At 66.4% G+C, this 17,049-nt stretch carries 13 protein-coding genes; 8 read left to right on the forward strand and 5 right to left on the reverse strand.

Annotation, left to right across the window (positions count from 1 at the left end; all coding sequences use genetic code 11):
* Positions 1–146: 146 nt before the first annotated feature.
* From ettA to metH, 6 genes are all read left to right on the forward strand, one after another.
* On the forward strand, positions 147–1,814 hold the full coding sequence (gene ettA, locus AACZ75_RS01695; protein ID WP_339870838.1) for an energy-dependent translational throttle protein EttA: 1,668 nt from the start codon (positions 147–149) through the stop codon (positions 1,812–1,814).
* Between the two features lie 112 nt (positions 1,815–1,926).
* On the forward strand, positions 1,927–2,871 hold the full coding sequence (locus AACZ75_RS01700) for a 2-hydroxyacid dehydrogenase (protein WP_339870839.1): 945 nt from the start codon (positions 1,927–1,929) through the stop codon (positions 2,869–2,871).
* Positions 2,872–2,939: 68 nt separating this feature from the next.
* On the forward strand, positions 2,940–3,902 hold the full coding sequence (locus AACZ75_RS01705; RefSeq protein WP_339870840.1) for a metalloregulator ArsR/SmtB family transcription factor: 963 nt from the start codon (positions 2,940–2,942) through the stop codon (positions 3,900–3,902).
* The gene (gene metF / locus AACZ75_RS01710; RefSeq protein WP_339870841.1) at positions 3,902–4,948 is read left to right on the forward strand and encodes a methylenetetrahydrofolate reductase [NAD(P)H]; all 1,047 of its coding nucleotides are present in this window, start codon (positions 3,902–3,904) and stop codon (positions 4,946–4,948) included. Before AACZ75_RS01705 ends, metF begins: the two co-directional genes overlap by 1 nt.
* The gene (locus tag AACZ75_RS01715) at positions 4,945–6,012 is read left to right on the forward strand and encodes a homocysteine S-methyltransferase family protein (RefSeq protein ID WP_339870842.1); all 1,068 of its coding nucleotides are present in this window, start codon (positions 4,945–4,947) and stop codon (positions 6,010–6,012) included. The genes metF and AACZ75_RS01715 overlap by 4 nt, the downstream gene beginning before the upstream one ends.
* Before the next feature lie 151 nt (positions 6,013–6,163).
* Positions 6,164–8,809, forward strand: a complete 2,646-nt coding sequence (metH, locus tag AACZ75_RS01720) for a methionine synthase (RefSeq protein ID WP_339870843.1) — start codon at positions 6,164–6,166, stop codon at positions 8,807–8,809.
* 79 nt (positions 8,810–8,888) lie between these two features.
* Here metH and AACZ75_RS01725 read toward each other — a convergent pair whose 3' ends face one another.
* Positions 8,889–9,422 (reverse strand): hypothetical protein, encoded by a 534-nt coding sequence (locus tag AACZ75_RS01725; protein ID WP_339870844.1) that lies wholly within the window; start codon positions 9,420–9,422, stop codon positions 8,889–8,891.
* Between the two features lie 177 nt (positions 9,423–9,599).
* On the reverse strand, positions 9,600–12,584 hold the full coding sequence (locus AACZ75_RS01730) for a TonB-dependent receptor (RefSeq protein WP_339870845.1): 2,985 nt from the start codon (positions 12,582–12,584) through the stop codon (positions 9,600–9,602).
* Positions 12,585–12,867: 283 nt separating this feature from the next.
* Between AACZ75_RS01730 and AACZ75_RS01735 the strand changes: the two genes are divergently transcribed.
* Positions 12,868–13,425, forward strand: a complete 558-nt coding sequence (locus AACZ75_RS01735) for a hypothetical protein (RefSeq protein WP_339870846.1) — start codon at positions 12,868–12,870, stop codon at positions 13,423–13,425.
* 34 nt (positions 13,426–13,459) lie between these two features.
* On the opposite strand, the gene AACZ75_RS01740 is transcribed toward AACZ75_RS01735, so the two are convergent.
* Positions 13,460–13,606: a hypothetical protein gene (locus AACZ75_RS01740; RefSeq protein WP_339870847.1), complete on the reverse strand. Its 147-nt coding sequence runs from the start codon at positions 13,604–13,606 to the stop codon at positions 13,460–13,462.
* A gap of 75 nt (positions 13,607–13,681) precedes the next feature.
* Between AACZ75_RS01740 and AACZ75_RS01745 the strand changes: the two genes are divergently transcribed.
* Positions 13,682–14,584: an MBL fold metallo-hydrolase gene (locus AACZ75_RS01745; RefSeq protein ID WP_339870848.1), complete on the forward strand. Its 903-nt coding sequence runs from the start codon at positions 13,682–13,684 to the stop codon at positions 14,582–14,584.
* Here AACZ75_RS01745 and AACZ75_RS01750 read toward each other — a convergent pair.
* Entirely contained in the window at positions 14,569–15,270 is a 702-nt protein-coding gene (locus tag AACZ75_RS01750; RefSeq protein WP_339870849.1) for a hypothetical protein, read from the reverse strand. The two genes, AACZ75_RS01745 and AACZ75_RS01750, sit on opposite strands and share 16 nt — an antisense overlap.
* 21 nt (positions 15,271–15,291) lie before the next feature.
* On the reverse strand, positions 15,292–16,923 hold the full coding sequence (locus AACZ75_RS01755) for a long-chain-fatty-acid--CoA ligase (protein WP_339870850.1): 1,632 nt from the start codon (positions 16,921–16,923) through the stop codon (positions 15,292–15,294).
* Positions 16,924–17,049: the final 126 nt, after the last annotated feature.

The following is a 17,049-nucleotide window of genomic DNA, read 5'->3' on the forward strand; positions in this document are numbered from 1 at the left end:
CTTACCGCCTTACCGTAAGGAGAACCAGTCAGCACCGCCATCAAACCGCCCTTCCCGCTCCCTATGATTTGCCCAAACCCGGCGTGGCGGCTACATCCCGCGCCTAACTCCCCCCACCGATCAGACGACAGGGCGCACCGCACCTCATGGCGCAGCAATATATTTTCCAGATGCAGGGTCTCACCAAGACCTTCCCCGGCGGCAAAAAGATCTTCGAAAACATCTGGCTGAGCTTCTATGCCGACGCCAAGATCGGCGTCGTCGGCGTCAACGGCTCGGGCAAATCCACCCTGCTGAAGATCATGGCCGGCCTCGACAAGGAATTCACCGGCGAGGCCAAGGCCGCCGATGGCATCAAGCGCGGCTACCTCGAGCAGGAGCCCCACCTCGACGACACCAAGACCGTCTGGGAAAATGCCATCGCCTGGTGCGAGGAAAAGCAGCTGGTCGACCGCTTCAACGCCGTCGCCATGGAGCTGGGTGAAAACTACACTGACGAGCTGATGGAGGAGATGACCGCCCTCCAGGAGAAGATCGACGCCGGCGACCTGTGGGACATCGACAGCCGCGTCGAAATGGCCATGGACGCCCTGCGCTGCCCGCCCAACGACTGGTCGGTCGAGAACCTGTCCGGCGGTGAGAAGCGCCGTATCGCCCTGGCCCGCCTGCTGCTGTCCAAGCCCGACATGCTGCTGCTCGACGAACCGACCAACCACCTCGACGCCGAGTCCGTGGCCTGGCTGCAGCACCACCTCGAGGCCTTCCCCGGCTGCGTCATCCTGGTGACCCACGACCGTTACTTCCTCGATCTGGTGACCAAATGGACACTGGAACTCGATCGCGGCAAGGGCATCCCCTACGAGGGCAACTACTCCAGCTGGCTGGAGCAGAAGACCAAGCGCGTCGTCCAGGAGCAGTCGGAATCCGAAGCCCGCCAGCGCGCCCTGACCCGCGAACTGGAATGGGTCCGCTCGGGCGCCAAGGCCCGTCAGGCCAAGTCCAAGGCCCGTCTGGCCGCCTATGAGCGCATGGTCTCCGAACAGGAAGGCCAGCGCGGGGCCCAGACCCACGCCGTCATCCAGATCCCGCCCGGCCCGCGTCTGGGCAATGTGGTGCTGGAGGTCGAGGGGCTGAAGAAATCCTATGGCGACAAGCTGCTGTTCGACAACCTGACCTTCAAACTGCCGCCCAACGGCATCGTCGGCGTCATCGGCCCCAACGGCGCCGGCAAGTCGACCATGTTCCGCCTGATCACCGGCCAGGAGACGCCGGACGGCGGCACCATCAAGGTCGGCGAGACGGTCAAACTGGCCTATGTCGACCAGTCGCGGGACTCGCTCGACCCCAACAAGACCATCTGGGAAGAGATCTCGGGCGGCACTGACGTGATGATGGTCGGCAAGCGCGAGATCAACACCCGCGCCTATGTCGGCAGCTTCAACTTCAAGGGCGGCGACCAGCAGAAGAAGGTCGGCCAGCTGTCCGGCGGTGAGCGCAACCGCGTCCACCTGGCCAAGACCCTGGCCACCGGCGGCAATCTGATCCTGCTCGACGAACCGACCAACGACCTCGACATCGAAACCCTGCAGAACCTCGAGGAGGCGCTGGAGGAGTTCGCCGGCTGCGCCGTGGTCATCTCCCACGACCGCTGGTTCCTCGACCGTCTGGCCACCCACATCCTCGCCTTCGAGGGTGACAGCCACGTCGAATGGTTCGAGGGCAATTTCGAAGCCTATGAAGAGGACAAGAAGCGCCGCCTCGGCACCGACGCCCTGATCCCCCACCGGATCAAATTCCAGAAGTTCGCGCGCTAGACCGGCTGGCCCGGCTGATTGTCCCGCCCGGGACGGTCAGCCGGACCCCGGCCGTTCCGGTGTCCGAAATCTGATTTGCTAGCAGGCCCCGGGGCGGGTGTAGGATCGTCTCATGACCCACCGCCCCGCCATCCTGATCATGCAGCGGCACCTGGCACCGCTGACCGCCTTCCTCGAGGCGACCTATACGGTTTACCGCTTCTGGGAAGGCCCGCCGGTCGAGGCCCGCGACGACATCCGCGCCATGATCGTGGCCGGCGAATATCCGATCGACAAACATCTGATCGAAAGCCTGCCCAACCTCGAACTTCTGGCCTGTTTCACCTCGGGCTATGACGGCATCGATATCGACTGGTGCCGCGCCCGCGGCCTGCCGGTCACCCACGCCCCCGGCGTCAACCACGAGGACGTCGCCGACCATGCCCTGGGCCTGATCCTCGCCGCCCGCCGCCAGATTGCCGCCGGTGACCGGCAGATGCGCGCCGGCGGCTGGACTGTCGACGTCCGCACCATCACCCCCTCCCTGCACGGCCAGCGCGTCGGCATCGTCGGTCTCGGCCGGATCGGCGCGGCCCTGGCCCGCCGGGCCGAGGCCCTGCGGATGAGTGTCCGGTGGTGGAGCCCGCGCGACCGGACCACCGACTGGCCCCGCGCCGACTCCCTGCTCGAGCTGGCCCGTGACAGTGACATCCTGGTCGTGGCCTGCCGGGCCGATGACGCCAATATCGGCCTGATCTCACGTGAGGTCATCGACACCCTCGGCCCCGACGGGCTGCTGGTCAATGTCGCCCGCGGCCAGCTGGTCGACGAAACCGCCCTGATCGCCGCCCTGCGCGAGGGTCGGCTCGGCCAGGCGGCGCTGGATGTGTTCGAGGACGAACCGACCGACGCCGCCCGCTGGGCCGATGTGCCCAATACCGTCCTGACCCCCCACACGGCCGGGGCCACGACCGAGGCGGTCCAGGGCATGCTGATGCTGCTGATGCAGAACCTGCAGGCCGCCTTTGCCGGCCAGCCCCTGGTATCCCCCGTCGTGGATCCTTCGCCCGGGTCCTGAGGCGACGCGGGCATTGCCTTGGACAATCATATAAGGATATCTTTATGTGATTATCGTAAGTAGGCCCAATGTCCCTCACCGCCGACCAGACCGTCGATATGCTGCGCGCCGCCGGCGAGCCGAGCCGCCTGCGCATCCTGTCGCTGCTGGCCGGCGAGGAGCTGTCGGTGATGGAGCTTTCGGGCATCCTCGACCAGAGCCAGCCGCGGGTGTCCCGCCACCTGAAACTGATGACCGACGCCGGCCTGATCGAACGCTTCCCCGACGGAGCCCGTGTCTTCTACCGGGTGTCCTCCGACAGTGACGCCCGCCGCCTGGTCACAACCGTTCTGAATCTGTTGGAAGACGAGGCCGGCGAATGCGACCGCGCCCGCCTGGGTGACGTTCATCGCGAACGCGAGGCCGACGCGGCCGCCTATTTCGAGCGCGTCGCCCCCCAGTGGGACCACCTCCGGTCGCTCTATGTGTCCGAAGGTGCGGTCGAGGCCGCGATCGAGAAAGCCGCCGGTCCCGGTCCGTTCGAGCGGATGGTTGACCTCGGCACCGGCTCGGGACGGATGCTGACCCTGCTGGGCAGGAAGGCCGCCATGTCCGTCGGTCTCGACCTGAGCCAGAGCATGCTCAACATCGCCCGCAGCAATGTCGCCCAGGCGGACCTGGACAAGGTCGAACTCCGGCACGGCGACATCTTCGCCACCCGCCTGCCACCACAGAGCGCCGACCTGGTCGTCGTGCACCAGGTGCTCCACTATCTGGTCGATCCGGTCGCGGCCGTGACCGAGGCCGCCCGTCTGGTCGCCCCCGGCGGCAAGCTGCTGATCATCGACTTCGCCCCGCACGAGATGGAAGCGCTGCGCGAGCAGCACCAGCATCGCCGTCTCGGCTTCACCGACGAGGAGATCCGGGCCTGGATCACCGCGGCCGGACTGAAACCGGCATCCGTCATTGCCCTGCCGCCAGAGACCGCGGGCCTGACCGTAACCATCTGGACCGCCGTGCGCCCCGTCGTGACCAAGAGGATATCTGCCTGATGGCGACCCTGGCTGAAGCCCGCGCCCTGTTGCTGTCCCCGCTGGGACCGGTGGCCCGCGCCGGTCAGAACGGCAATCCGGTCCGGGTGTCGTTCGAATTCTTCCCGCCCAAGTCGGATGAGGCCGAAGCGACGCTGTGGAAGGCCGTGCGCCGGCTGGAGCCGCTCAATCCGGCCTTCGTGTCGGTCACCTACGGAGCCGGTGGCTCGACCCGGGAACGCACCCACCGCACGGTCCAGCGCATGATCACCGAGACCCGCCTGCGTCCGGCCGCCCACCTGACCTGTGTCGAGGCCAGCCGGGCCGAGGTCGATGAGGTGATCGAGAGCTACAAGGCCATCGGCGTCGACCATATCGTCGCCCTGCGCGGCGACCCGCCGGGCGGCCACGAGAGCGCCGGCGGTATCGGCGGGGCCTATCAACCGCGCGCCGACGGCTATGCCAATGCCACCGAACTGAGCCGCGCCATCAGCGCCGTCGGCGGATTCGAGATCACCGTCGGGGCCTATCCCGAGAAACACCCCGAAAGCCCGTCGATCGATCACGACATCGATGTGCTCAAGGCCAAGATCGACGCCGGGGCGACCCGGGCCGTCAGCCAGTTCTTCTTCGACATCGACGCCTTCCTGCGCTTCCGCGACCGGATCCGATCGGCCGGGATCACCATCCCCCTGATCCCCGGCATCATGCCCGTGTCCAATTTCGCGGCCCTGCAGCGGATGAGCGCCAGTTGCGGCACCGCCGTCCCGGCCTGGCTGGCCACCCATTTCGACGGCCTCGACAATGACCCCGAGACCCGCAAGCTGCTGGCCGCCTCGGTCGCCGCCGAAACCTGCGCCCGCCTGCAGGAAGAAGACTTCGCCGACTTCCATTTCTACACCCTGAACCGGGCCGATCTGGTTTACGCCATCTGCCGGGTGCTGGGTGTGCGTGAAGCACAATCCTCCCCCGCCGGGGGAGGTGTCGGCGAAGCCGACGGAGGGGGCCGCCCCCTCCACCACCCTTCGGGCGGCCCCCCTCCTGCGATGGGGGAGGAACACCCATGACCCGCCAGGACAGAATCGCCGCCCTCCACGCGGCCGCAAAGGACCGCATCCTCGTCCTCGACGGGGCCTGGGGCGTCATGATCCAGCGCCAGGAGCTGTCCGAGGAGGATTTCCGCGGCACGCGCTTCGCGGCCCACAACGGCCAGATGAAGGGCAACAACGACATCCTGTGCCTGACCCGGCCCGACGTCATCGCCGACCTGCACGACCGGTATTTCGCCGCCGGGGCCGATATCTCCGAGACCAACACCTTCTCGGGCACGACCATCGCCCAGGACGACTACGGGCTGGACGTTCAGTCCGTGACGGACATCAATTTCGAAGGCGCGAAACTGGCCCGCGCCGCCGCCGACCGCTGGACGGCGAAGGAGCCACACAAGCCGCGCTTTGCCGCCGGCTCGATCGGGCCGCTGACCAAGATGCTGTCGATGTCGTCGGACGTGAACGATCCCGGTGCCCGCAGCGTCACCTTCGACCAGGTCTACGCCGCCTATCGCCAGCAGGTGCAGGCCCTGAACGCGGGTGGCGTCGACCTGTATCTGATCGAGACCATCACCGACACGCTGAACTGCAAGGCCGCGATCAAGGCCATCAGGGACCTCGAGGACGAGGGGATGGAGGCCCTGCCGATCTGGATCTCGGGCACCATCACCGACCGCTCGGGCCGTACCCTGTCGGGCCAGACGGCCGAGGCCTTCTGGAACAGCGTGCGCCACGCCAAACCCTTCGCCGTCGGCTTCAACTGCGCGCTGGGGGCCGATCTGATGCGACCGTTCATCGCCGAACTGAGCCGCGTCGCCGACACCCTGGTCGCGGCCTATCCCAACGCCGGCCTGCCCAACGCCATGGGCCAGTACGACGAGGAACCGCACCAGACCGCCCATTTCCTCGAGGAATGGGCGGCGTCCGGTCTGGTCAACATCGTCGGCGGTTGCTGCGGCACCACGCCGGACCACATCCGCCACACGGCCGAGGCGGTGGCGAAACTGCCGACGCGGGTGATCCCGGACCGTCCGGTGGCCATGCGCCTGTCAGGGCTGGAACCGTTCGAGCTGGTGACGTGATGGCGCCCCTCTCCCGCTCATCCCGGCGAATGCCGGGACCCGGTTCTTTGGGCGATGACCCGCATCCGGATCACGCCGCAATCAATCCCACGCGCAGTGCCCCACGAAAGCACTGGGTCCCGGCTTTCGCCGGGATGAGCGGAGTAAAATAGTGCGTCCCACCTTCATCAACGTCGGCGAGCGGACCAACGTCACCGGCTCGGCCAAATTCAAGAAGCTGATTATCGACGGCGACTATCCGGCCGCCCTGTCGGTGGCGCGCCAGCAGGTCGAGGCCGGGGCCCAGATCATCGACATCAACATGGACGAGGGCCTGCTCGACTCGCAGGCCGCCATGGTCACCTTCCTCAACCTGATCGCGGCCGAGCCGGACATCGCCCGGGTGCCGGTGATGATCGACAGCTCCAAATGGGAGGTGATCGAGGCGGGCCTGAAATGCGTCCAGGGCAAGCCGATCGTCAATTCGATCAGCATGAAGGCGGGCGAGGCCGAGTTCCGGCAGCAGGCGGTCAAATGCCTGCGCTACGGGGCCGCCGTGGTGGTCATGGCCTTCGACGAACAGGGCCAGGCCGACACCGCCGCGCGCAAGATCGAGATCTGCACCCGCGCCTACAACATCCTGGTGAACGAGGTCGGCTTCCCGCCCGAGGACATCATCTTCGACCCCAATATCTTCGCGGTGGCGACGGGGATCGAGGAACACGACAACTATGCCGTCGACTTCATCGAGGCGACCAAGGCGATCAAGGCCACCCTGCCCTTTGCCCGGGTCTCGGGCGGGGTGTCGAACGTCAGCTTCAGCTTCCGTGGCAATGAGCCGGTGCGCCGGGCGATCCACAGTGTCTTCCTGTACCATGCCATCCAGGCGGGCCTGGACATGGGCATCGTCAATGCCGGCGACCTGCCGGTCTATGATGATATCGACCCGCTGCTGCGCGAGGCGGTCGAGGATGTGATCCTGAACCGGCCCCAGCGCACCAATGTCTCCAACACCGAACGGCTGGTCGACCTCGCTCCCACCTACAAGGGCGACAAGGGCGCGGCCCGGGTCGTCGACCTGAAGTGGCGCGAGGCCCCGGTCGGCAAGCGTATCGAGCACGCCCTGGTTCACGGCATCACCGACTGGATCGTCGAGGACACCGAAGAGGCGCGGCTGGGCTCCGAGCGGCCCCTGCACGTGATCGAGGGCCCGCTGATGGACGGGATGAATGTCGTCGGCGACCTGTTCGGCGCGGGCAAGATGTTCCTGCCGCAGGTGGTCAAATCGGCCCGGGTGATGAAACAGGCGGTGGCCCACCTCGAGCCCTTCATGGAGGCTGAAAAGGCCGGCAAGCCGCGCGAACAGGCGGGCCGGATCCTGATGGCCACGGTCAAGGGCGACGTCCACGATATCGGCAAGAATATCGTCGGCGTCGTGCTGCAATGTAACAATTACGAGGTCATCGACCTGGGCGTCATGGTCCCGGCGGACCGGATTCTGGACGCCGCCATCGAGCACAGGGTCGACATCGTCGGCCTGTCCGGCCTGATCACCCCGTCGCTGGACGAGATGATGTTCGTGGCCCGCGAGATGGAGCGGCGAGGCTTCACCATCCCCCTGCTGATCGGCGGGGCCACCACCAGCCGCACCCATACGGCAGTCAAGATCGAACCCGGCTACAAGGCCGGGTCCACGACCTATGTCATCGACGCCAGCCGGGCCGTCGGCGTGGTCTCCGGCCTGCTGTCAAAGGACGAGCGGGCGAGGAACGAGGCCCTGACCCGCGACGAATACGTCCGTATCCGCGAGCAATATGCCCGGGGACAGGAGGTCAAGGCCCGCGCCACCCTGCCCGCCGCCCGCGCCAACCGCTTTCGGCCGGACCCGGCCACGCCCCTGCCCGGCGCACCGTCCTTCCTCGGCGTGCGCGCCTTCGACCGCTGGGACCTGCAGGACCTGGCCGACCACATCGACTGGACCCCCTTCTTCGCCAGCTGGGAGCTGATCGGCCGCTATCCGATGATCCTCGAGGACGAGATCGTCGGCACCGCCGCCACCGACCTGTTCCGCGACGCCCAGGCCATGCTGAAACGGATCATCGCCGAAGAATGGTTCACGGCCCGCGGCGTGGTCGGCTTCTGGCCCGCCAATGCGGTCGGCGACGACATCGCCGTCTATGCCGACGAGTCCCGGACCGACGAGATCGCCCGCTTCCACACCCTGCGCCAGCAGATCAGGAAGTCGAACGGCAAGCCCAATCTGGCCATGTCGGACTTCGTCGCCGAGGCCGGCCAGGACTATATCGGGGCCTTCGCCGTCACCGCCGGCCATGGCGAGTTGGAGGTCGCCAGACGCTTCAAGGACGCCGGCGACGACTATTCGTCGATTCTGGCGACGTCACTGGCCGACCGGCTGGCCGAGGCCTTCGCCGAGGCCCTGCACAAAAAGGTCCGCACCGAACTGTGGGGCCACGCCCCCGACGAGGCGCTCAGCGTCGACGACCTGATTGCCGAGAACTATCAGGGCATTCGCCCCGCACCCGGCTATCCGGCCCAGCCTGACCACACCGAAAAGGCCACCCTGTTCCGGCTGCTGCAGGCCGGGGACAACGCGGGCATGGCCCTGACCGAGAGCTTCGCCATGACGCCCCCGGCCTCGGTCTCGGGCCTCTATTTCGGCCATGCCGAGAGCCACTATTTCGGCGTCGGCAAGATCGATCGCGACCAGGTCGAGGATTATGCCCGGCGCAAGGGCTGGGACCTGGCGACGGCCGAACGCTGGCTGTCACCGATCCTCAACTACGACCCCGGAGACTGAGGGGTTTTTCCTTCCCCCGCCCGGAACAGGAGCGTGCTCCCCCCTCCACCCGCCTTCGGAGGGAGGAGGAGGCAAGCGATCAGTTCGGGTCCAGACCCACGTCTTCCGGAGTGGCGGGCGCGGTGGTGACACCGTCGCGAATACGGCGCGCGGCATGTTCACACCGGCCCGGCAGGCCGAAGAACAGCCCGAAGGCCTGGCTGCGCACCGCCTCGTCCTGCGCCATCAACGGGGCCCAGCGCGATGTGGCCTCGGCGGCGGCCTCGCGGGCTGCCGCCCGGGTGGCGGCGGTCTGGCGCGGTTCGGCGGTTCTCAGCGCGGCCCGGAAGTCCGCGGCCTCAAGCTTGCCCAGCCGGATGATGTCCAGATCCAGCGGATCGGCGTCGGTCAGGCTCTCGCCGAGGACGACATGACCGGTCACCAGGGCGTCACACCAGGCCACCAGGGGATAGTCGGCACTCGGGGCCCCGCGCGGCATCGGATTGGCATAGGCCACGGCCTCGCGGTGGCGCTGGGAGTCTGACGACTCGGACGCCGGCGCGGTCACGATCGGCCCGTCCTGCGGCAGTCCGTGAAGCGCGGCGATGGCGGCGATGACGGCAAGAGTACTCATAAATCAACCTTCAATAACGGCGGCTACGCGATGGCGGCCCGTCTAAACGCCTCAACGGTCTGATGGCTGCCGATGGCTTTTTTCGGGACAGCGCCGGTCACAGCAGGGCCGACCGGACAAGAAAAAGGGCGGCGGGGTTTCCCCCGCCGCCCCCAGTCTTGAGCTCTAGATCGAGACCTAGAAACGGACCCGTGCGTTCAGGGAGAACGTACGACCCAGGACACGATAGACCTGCGGGTCGGTGTTACCCTGCGAGAAGATACCGTTCAGAGTCTGCGGTGCCTTTTCGTCAAACACGTTACCGACGAAGGCCGACAGGGCGACGCTGTCGGTCACGTTCCAACGAGCGGACATGTCGACGTACGAAGCGGCCGGCTGGTAAGGCGTGATCGTGAAGCCGAAGCCCGGATCATCAGCCAGCTCGGGCAGGTAGCTCCAGCGCGTCATGAACGTCCAGTCGTTGATATCGTAGAAGGCGGTCAGGACGTTCTTGAAGTCGAACGTCGCGCCACCGATACCGGCACTGGTCGTTCCAACGAACTCGTTGCCGTTGAACGTGAACGAGTCCACGAAGCTGGCCAGTTCGTTGATCCGCAGACGACCGGCCAGGCCGACGTCAGCCAGATCGATCGAGTATTCCATGGCGATGTCGACACCGTTGGTGGCGAACGTACCCTGGTTACCGCGCGAGGTGTTCACGAAGTCGATCTGACCATTGGCCGGATCGCGGACGACGCGGGCGCAGGAAGCAGCCACGTTGTTCGTGTAGCAGTCGTTGATGAAGAACTGGGCACCGAACGACGCGATAACGTCGGTGATTTCGATGTCGTAGTAATCCACCGTGGCGCTCAGACGACCGATCGGCAGGAAGTCAGGCTGGAACACGAAACCAGCCGTGAAGGTCTGGGCGTTTTCCGGCTCCAGGTTCGGGTTACCGAACGAGAAGGCCTCAACCTGCGAGTTGTTGGCCGCGAAGGTTGCCCAGGTTGCCGGTGCGATAGCACCCCCGGTTTGAGCCGAGCAGAAGGCTGCGGCGGGGCCGGTGGCACCAGCGCAGGGGTCGATGTAGGACGGGAAGCCCTGGTCACCGTTCTGGAACAGTTCGAACACCGACGGAGCACGAGTGGCTTCGTTGAACACGGCGCGGAAACGGAGCGACGGGATCGGGGCGAATTCCAGACCGACTTTGCTGGTCCAGACTTTACCGATCGACGAGTAGTCCGAGTAACGCAGGCCGAGCTCGAGGCCCAGGTAGCTGGCGTAGGTCATGTCGGCGAGCAGCGGCACCGAGATTTCGGTGTAGAGCTCTTGAACGTTGACCGAACCGGCCTGGTCCTGGGTGGCGTTGAAGCCGAAGATGTTGCCGGTACGCTGCTCGTTGTCGACGCGGAACTCAGCGTCGGTTTCACGATATTCGAAGCCGAACACCGAAGCGACCGGGCCCGCGGGAAGCGAGAACAGGTTACCGCGGGTGAAACCGGCGATGCGCGTCTCTTCCACGTCCGTGGCGGAGAAGGTGTTGACGCGGATGAACGACTGCATCGGAGCGGTCAGAGTGCCCGGTCCGAAGATGTCGAGCGGCACGCAACCCGGCAGGGCGTTGACGCCGAGCGGAGCACCGGTAGCCACGGTCTGGCAACCGGCCAGGCCTTGAGCCAGAGCGGTCGCGTTGACCGAGTTGGCACCACGGCTGTCGAACTTGTTCGAGCCGTACGAAGCGGTCAAGCTCCAGTCCCAGGCCGGCGAGAACTCGCCTTCCAGGGTGGTCAGCAGGTAGAACGAGTTGTTCTCGTTGTACGCGTTACGCGTGCCGACTTCGTTCATACGACGGTTCATCGTGAACGCACCCAGCGGGTTCGGACGCGAGGCCAGGGCGACAGCCAGATCGGGGTGGCTGGCGTTGATCAGGGCCTGCATGGCCGGCGTCATCGACACGGTCAGACCGGTCGCGGGCGTCGGGGCCAGCTGAACTTCCGAGGTGCTGTTGACAAAGTTCAGGTGAACCTTGGCGCGCAGCGTGTCGGAGAAGTCGTAGGTGCCGATGGTGGTGAAGTTAACGCGCTCGGCCGGGATGATCAGGAAGTTGTCCGGCGCATAGTTGTAACGCGAGGATCCAGCAGCACGATCCGGCACGCCGCAGGAGTTACCCGTGCCGTTGCGGGGCTCGAGCGAACCGGCGTCGTTGAACGACAGGTTCCGCTCACCGGCACCGTAGGCGATGTTCGGCGTGGCCGGGTTACAGTCGTGATCGTAGCTGGCGAACTGACCGGCGGTCAGTGCGTTGGCGTTCAGGACAGCCGGGTTGAACGCGTTCGCGGTCGAGTTGGCGATCCAGCCCCACGACGGCGTAGCCGAACCACCGGAGAACAGCACACCACCACCGGCGGCGCGGGCAGCCTGGGCTTCAGCAGCCGTGTCGCAGACATAGGCTTCTTCGAAGTCAGGACGGTTCGAGCAGAGGGCAGCCGAGGTGCGCGAGAAGTCGAACTCGCTCTGGCTGACCGAACCACGGCTGTAGTAGGCGCCGTAGGCCGTCATGTTGCCGCGACCGTTGGCGAAATTGCCACCGAACAGGCCGTTGACTTCAACTTCCGGCGCGTGACCTTCCCACGAGGAACCGTAGGTCACCGACATTTCGGCACCCTCGTAGTTTTCCTTGAGGATGAAGTTGACCACGCCCGAGATGGCGTCCGAGCCGTAAACGGCCGAGGCACCACCGGTGACCACTTCAACGCGCTGGACCAGCGAGGCGGGGATGGTGTTCAGGTCGACCGTACCCGTGGTCGAGGACCCGGGGATGCGCTCGCCGTTGACCAGCACCAGGTTGCGGTTGGCGCCGAGGCCACGCAGGTCGATGGTAGCAAAGTCTTCGCCGCCCGAGTTGTTGGACGTGCGCATGTTGCCCGGAACGACCTGGGGCAGTTCGTTGAGAAGCGACTCGACCGTAAGGGTCTGGGTCAGCTCGAGCTGCTCCTGACCAACGGTGGTGACCGGGCTGATCGCGGTGAAGTCCTGACGGACGATGCGCGAACCGGTTACAACGACTTCGTCAACCTGGGTAGCGGCCGGCTGCGTCTGCGCCATAACAGGCGCGGCGAAGGCGACAAGACCGCCGATGATAGTGGTAGCCAGCAATTGCTGGCGGATGGTGTGGGCTTTCAAAGCTTGTTCCTCCTGGGTTCGACATCGGGACCATTGGGACCCAGAGAGCCGAAGTGACGGACATGATAGTCAATGGCTGTGGCGACAGATTACACCCCAGTTGGCTCAAACTATCCGCTTCGCCCCCATTTAGGCCACCGCAATTACACATTGTTCAGAAACTTGCCCCCGCACTGTCGTATTCCGGCCACGTTCGCTCACGGGGCGATCTCTGGTGAGCATGATCGTGTTCATGCATAAGGAAGGGGCGCATCCGTCCGCGCGTCACCGAGCGCCCCGAGCCATGACCCGATCGACCCCCGCCGTCCTGTCCGCCCTCGCGATCCTGTCCCTGTCCGCGACCGCTGTAACCGCCGCCCCGCCTGCCCAGGCCACCGGCGGCCAGCCCACGTTGGGCCGGGCGGATGTACTGGCCCGGCTGGTCGCCTGCCGCGCCATGGCCGACACCTCAGCCCGCCTCGCCTGCTATGATGTGGCCACCGCCGCGCTGGACGCCGCCGAGCGTCAGGGCGACGTCGTTGTGGTCGATCGCAACCAGATCAGCACGGCGCGTCGGGAAAATTTTGGCTTCAGCCTGCCGTCGCTTCCGAACCTGTTCGAGCGCAACGGCCAGCCCGAATCGGTGACGTCCATCGATTCGACTCTGGTCAGCGCCACCGAGAACTGGGAAGGCCGCTGGACCTTCACCCTGGCCGACGGCAGCGTCTGGCAGCAGATCGACACGGCCTATGTCAGCTTCCGCAATCGCGGCACGCCACCGGTGACGGTACGCAGCGCCGCCCTGGGCAGTTTCCTTCTGGTCGTCGGGGACAGCCGCGCGGTCCGCGTGCGCCGACAATAGGCCCCTCGCCGCCCGCCGCCCCCGTCATCAGGCATCAGCGCTGGATCATCACCCGCGTCGCATAGGGCACAGGCTCGGGCGTGCACGAGGCCACGACCAGTTGCGCCGCCATGAGACAGAAAAGGGCGACAGCGACCGGCTGGAGCCGATTCGAGACAGCCAAAGCGATGGAAACAGCCATTACGCGCACTCCGCAGAAGGTTTACGAAGTCCTAACGCAAGCTCCGGGCCGGACCCGGGGCGGGGCCCGGGCGAAGTGATCCCCTTTATCCGCGATTTCCCGGTCCGCTACGGCGAGGCCGAAGCGGTGTCACCGCTGATCCGGCGCGTTACGGCCCGCAATCCGGGGCCGTTCACCTTCACCGGCACCGGCACCTATATCGTCGGTCGGGACCACCCGGGCGCCACCGTGGCGGTGATCGATCCCGGCCCGGCCGATGACCTTCACCTCGCCGCCCTGCTGGGGGCCCTGAACGGCCGGACCGTCAGCCACATCCTGGTGACCCACACCCACCGCGATCATGCGCCCCTCGCCCGCCCCCTCGCGACAGCGACCGGGGCCGTGATCCTGGCCGCGCCCCCCCTCACCCGCCCGCACGACACGGCGGTGGCGATCGACGAGGACGATGACGACGACTTCCGCCCCGACCGGATCCTGGCCGACGGCGAGATCGTGGCCGGCGACGGCTGGACGCTGGAGACCCTGGCCACCCCCGGCCACGCCTCAAACCATCTGGCCTTCGTCCTGCGCGAGGAAAACGCCCTGTTCAGTGGGGATCATGTGATGGGCTGGTCGACCACGGTCGTGGCCCCGCCGGACGGCGACATGGTCGCCTATATGCAGAGCCTGGACGCGGTCATTGCCCGCGACTTCACCACCCTGTGGCCGACCCATGGCGCGCCGGTCACCGATCCGGGTCCCTTCCTTCGCGCCTACCGCGACCACCGGCTGGCCCGCGAGGCCCAGATCCTGGCCCGACTCGACGCCGGAGACCGGACCATCGCGACGATGGTCCCCCGACTCTATGCGGCGGTGGACGACCGGCTGTGGCCGGCGGCCAGCCTGTCGGTGCTGGCCCATCTGATCAAGCTGGTGGCCGAAGGCCGGGTCGTGGCCGAACCGGCGGCGACCCTGGGCGCGACCTACCGTCCGGGCTGAAGCCCGTCGACGATCCGGTGCGCCAGCCGGCAGGCGGCGTCACCCTGGGCCCGGCCGTCGCGAGCCGTAACCCGCACGTCCGTGCGACCCGGACGGATTCGGACCACGGCGTCATGACGCAGGCCGAACCAGAACCCCTCATGCAGGCCTTCGGACTGGAACAGACCCGCCTTCTGGACGGTGAAGCCGGCGGCTTCCAGCGCCGCGGTGGCCGTCTCCGACGCGACCTGGGTCGGCACGGCCGTCAGGTCCGGGCAGGCCGCCGGTGAGTCCGGCGCGTTCAGGGCGGCGCGCAGCCCGGCGGTTTCGGCACTGAATCCGGGGGCATCAGCGGGTGCCGTGGTCGCGTCCAGCGGGGCCGGCACCGTCAGCTGCGCCTGCTGACGAACGAACAGGCCCACGGTCGCCAGCGCGATTAACAGGCTCACAATCGCCATGAGGCCGCGGCGGCGCAGATCGCGCAAGGCCAGGACAACGGCCAGGACCGCGGCGGCCAGACCGGCCAGGGCCAGCCAGCGGCCAATCTGCAGGGTCAGCAGGTCACGGCCGATCTCGACCGACCACAGGCCGAACCGCGTTCCCATCACCGCGACGAAGACCAGCATCGGCGCGGCCAGCACGGTCAGGACCAGCCAGCGCATGCCGATGCCGCCGCGTGACCGGGTGGATTTCCCTGACGGGGTCATGAGGGTCGCTCCTTGCGGAATTCAGTCCACGACGGGCAGACGATAGTCCTTCATCTGCTCGCGCAGGCCCTTCTTGTCGATCTTGCCGGTGGCTCCCAGCGGAATGTCGTCAACGAAGACCACGTCATCGGGCGTCCACCATTTGGCGATCTTGCCGGACAGGAAGTCGAGGTGTTCCTGCTTGTCCTGGCTCTCGCCGGGCTTGAGCTTGATCAGCAGGACCGGACGCTCGTCCCATTTGGGATGGGCCGCACCGATCACGGCAGCCAGCTCGACCTTGGGATGACCGACGGCGATGTTCTCGATCTCGATCGAGCTGATCCACTCGCCGCCGGACTTGATCACATCCTTGGCGCGGTCGGTGATCTGCATGAAGCCCTGCTCGTCGATGGTCGAGACGTCGCCGGTGTCGAAGAAGCCCTCGTCGTCGAGAATGCTGCCACCCTCGTCCCTGAAATAGGCCCCGGCGATGGTCGGGCCCTTGATCATCAGCCGGCCGTAGCTGTGGCCGTCGTGCGGGATCTCCTTGCCGTCATAGTCCTTGAGCTTGAGCTCGACGCCCAGCGGCGGCGTGCCCTGTTTGACGCGCCATTTCAGCTGCTCCTCATACGGCAGAGCGGCCAGTTCGGGCGGCAGGTTCGACAGGGTGCCGATCGGCGAGGTCTCGGTCATGCCCCAGCCCTGCAGCACCTCGATGCCGAACTCGTCATGGAAGGCGCGGATCAGGCTCTCGGGCACGGCCGAGCCACCGATCAGCACCCGCTTGACCGTCGGAATCTGCAGCTTGTTGTCACGCAGGTGGGCCAGCAGTCCCTGCCAGACGGTGGGCACGGCGGCCGAGAAGGTCACCCCTTCGCTGACGATCAGCTCATAGATGGACTCGCCGTCCATCTTGGCCCCGGGCAGCACCAGCTTGGATCCGGCCGCCGGGCCGCCGAAGGCGATGCCCCAGGCATTGGCGTGGAACATCGGCACCACCGGCAGGATCACCTCGCTCGGCGTGGCCCCCAGCACCGTGGTCTGAAGACCGAGCAGCGTATGGATGAAGTTCGAGCGGTGCGAATACAGCACCCCCTTGGGATTGCCGGTCGTGCCGGAGGTGTAGCACAGGCCGCAGGCGGTCTGTTCGTCGAACCCGCCCCAGGTCACATCTTCCGAGGCCTCGGACAACACCTGCTCATAGCATTCGGCGGCGGGCAATTTGGTCGCCGGCATCGTCCATTCGTCGGTCATGACGATGACCTTCTCGACGCTGGGACAGTGCGGCAGGATCGCCTCGAGCAGGGGCACGAAGGTCAGGTCGACGAAGATCATCCGGTCTTCGGCGTGATTGATGATGTAGATCAGCTGTTCCGGGAAAAGACGCGGGTTCAGGGTGTGGCAAACGGCCCCGATGCCCATGATGCCGTACCAGGCCTCCATGTGCCGGCCGGTGTTCCAGGCCAGGGTGGCGATGCGGTCGCCGGGCTTGACCCCCCAGGCCAGCAGGGCGCTCGAGACCCGCCGGGCCCGGCCGTGCATTTCGGCATAGGTGGTGCGGACGATCGGCCCCTCGACCGAGCGGGAGACCACCTCGCGATGGCCATGCCAGTTCTTCGCATGATCGATGATCTTGTCGACCGTCAGCGGCCAGTCCTGCATCAATCCAAGCATCGCGATCCCTCGTCTGTGCCTGCTCAACGGGGCACTTGGGCACACGCTACCGAGGTGATCGGCGATAAGCAACGTGACCCGACGTCAGCGGGGGCCGGTTCGGGATGGCCTTCCCCCGCCCCCGCT

This window comes from uncultured Brevundimonas sp. (genome assembly GCF_963975535.1).
GTDB lineage: Bacteria > Pseudomonadota > Alphaproteobacteria > Caulobacterales > Caulobacteraceae > Brevundimonas.